Here is a 2499-nt window from a genome sequence, read left to right on the forward strand (position 1 = left end):
CACCCTCATCCTCGATGAGGATGGCGTCTACGAACACACATCTTAATGCCCCAATTAGATTTGGGGATGATCAACGGATAACAGTTGCCGATCCGACGCACCCACTTTATGGGCGCGATTTCATTTTGGCGGGCAGACCGAGCGGCGCCGACCCCTATCGTCAGCTTCTTGTCGTTTACCGCGATGATGTTTTCCTGAAGATTCCGATCTCGGCCACCAATCTGTATCCATCGGCACCAGATCTGCCGTTAGCCAAGCTTTCAACTACGAGCGTTCGCGATTTTATTCGCCTTGTCTGCTCTGCAAAGGCGCAGGCGCCGCAAAGTTCCTTCGATATACCTGAGCATGATAGCCTGACGTCAGAAACCGAATCACCCCTATCGGACCCGCATGGTTCTCTGGAGGGCGAGCCATGATGTCGGATCTGATAACGACCCAGCATTTGTGCCGAAAAGCCGTGATTTACATCCGGCAATCGACACCACATCAGATGGTCAACAACCAGGAAAGCCTGCGGCTGCAATATGCATTGCATCAGCGTGCGGGAGATCTCGGCTGGGACGAAAACAATATCGAAGTGATCGACGCGGACCTTGGCCAGAGTGGAGCTGCGGCGGCTCACCGGGCCGGCTTCAAAGATCTCCTTGGACGCGTCACATTGGGTGAAGTTGGCATCGTTCTCTCGTATGAAGTGACACGGCTTGCCCGCAATTGTTCCGATTGGTACCCGCTCCTCGATTTATGCGGCTATCGGCAATGCCTCATCGGCGACCGCGACGGAATTTACGATCCGGGCTCGGCCAACGGGCGCTTGTTGCTTGGCCTGAAGGGTACGATCTCGGAAGTAGAATTGCACACGCTTCGTGGCCGCCTGACAGCCGGTTTGCTCAGCAAGGCTAAGCGGGGCGAGCTGGCATTGCTATTACCAGCCGGGTTGGAGCGGGACGCCAATGGTGTCGTGATGAAGGATTCAAACCAGGAAGTGCAGGACCGGATTGCCCTGATATTCTCTGCATTTTGGGAGTTGGGCACCGTCGGAAAAGTGATCCGTTCCTTGCGGGATCGTGCGCTCACCATACCGCGGCGAAATCGATTTGGCGACGTTATCTGGCGCGTCCCAACTGCCAGCATGCTTGCCGGGATGTTGAAGAACCCGGCCTATGCCGGCGCCTTTGTCTATGGCCGCACCCAGTCCTGTCACACCAGATATGCAAGTGGTAAGATCATCTCGCGACGCCGGCCAATGGCAGAGTGGAAAATCGTAGTGAAAGACCGTTATCCTGCTTATCTCGATTGGGAGCGTTACGAGCGGATCCAGACCATGCTGACTGACAATCATGCTGAATACCGACGAAACCAGACACGCGGTGCGCCGCGTGATGGCGCGGCGGTGTTGCAAGGCATTGTCTGGTGCGGGCGATGCGGCCATAAAATGGGCGTTGAATACAAGAACGGCAACCGTTACGTCTGCAACTTCCTGGCACGCAGCCAGGGCGGAGCCCTATGCCAGCATTTGCCAGCCGATCCCATCGACGCCCGCGTCGTTGAGGCCTTCTTCGCGGCGGCCAGTCCGGCTGAGTTGGCCGAGTTGATGCACGCCAAAGATGCTCGTCAGCAGGCAGACGAGGCTTTTGAGCGCGCTGAAGAGCAGCAGATCAAACGGCTGCGTTATCAAGCGCTGCTCGCAGAACGGCAATACGATCGGGTTGACCCAGACAATCGGCTGATCGCGGCAGAGTTGGAGCGCCGTTGGGAGAGGGCTCTGCGTGAGCTTCGTCAAGCGGAGGATGCACTTGAGCGCCATCGCGCGATGCAAAGTCAATCTGACGATCTGACGCCGACAGAACAGAATGATTTTATCGCTGCCAGTTCGCAACTTCCTGAATTTTGGCAGAGACCTGACATAGAGTGGGGACGCAAGAAAGCCTTAATACGCAGCTTGATCGACAAAGTGATCCTGCAACGGGTGGTCCGAGATCGGATTACGATCCGCATCGTTTGGCGAGGCGGTGAAGTTACCGAACGCGAGGTCGAGCCGAGAGTTCATGCCTTGAGCGCCCTGTCTCGCGGCGCCGAGATGGAGGTCCGGCTGCTCGAACTGGCTCATCAAGGGCTCGACGACACGGCAATAGCTGCCAGACTGACTAAGGAAGGTTTCCGCTCACCGCGCCGCAGCTACGTTCCTGTGCGCACCGTCCAGGTCGTCCGACAAGGCCATCGCGTATTGAGGCAGTCTACACCAGCCCGCTCTCACCACATTCCCGGGTGGCTATCGGTGTCTGAATTAGCGATGGCGGCGGACGTTTCTCGCTCCTGGATACGGCATCGAATCCGCAATGGCGTGATCAGTATCCACCAAAGCGCCACTCACAAACGCGTTCTGTTTCCAGATGCCGCTGCAACAATCGCCGCAATAAAAGAGCTCAAATCCGGCGTGCGGCAACACCTCGACTTTACTCAATCCGCTACCGAATGAGGGTATCAACATGATAGTTCGTA

Annotated in this window: 2 protein-coding genes; both read left to right on the plus strand. The window is 56.7% G+C overall.

Going from position 1 to position 2499, the window contains the following annotated elements:
• Window positions 1–416 (plus strand): hypothetical protein (locus EOB59_RS34385; RefSeq protein ID WP_206622103.1); only part of this gene is annotated, 416 nt, incomplete at its 5' end.
• Window positions 413–2476, plus strand: coding sequence for a recombinase family protein (locus tag EOB59_RS34390; RefSeq protein ID WP_095488790.1), 2064 nt, complete (start codon window positions 413–415; stop codon window positions 2474–2476). The genes EOB59_RS34385 and EOB59_RS34390, both read left to right, overlap by 4 nt.
• Window positions 2477–2499: the final 23 nt, after the last annotated feature.

The sequence above is a fragment of the Mesorhizobium sp. M7A.F.Ca.MR.176.00.0.0 genome (assembly GCF_004023165.1).
In the GTDB taxonomy this organism is placed as follows: Bacteria; Pseudomonadota; Alphaproteobacteria; order Rhizobiales; family Rhizobiaceae; genus Mesorhizobium.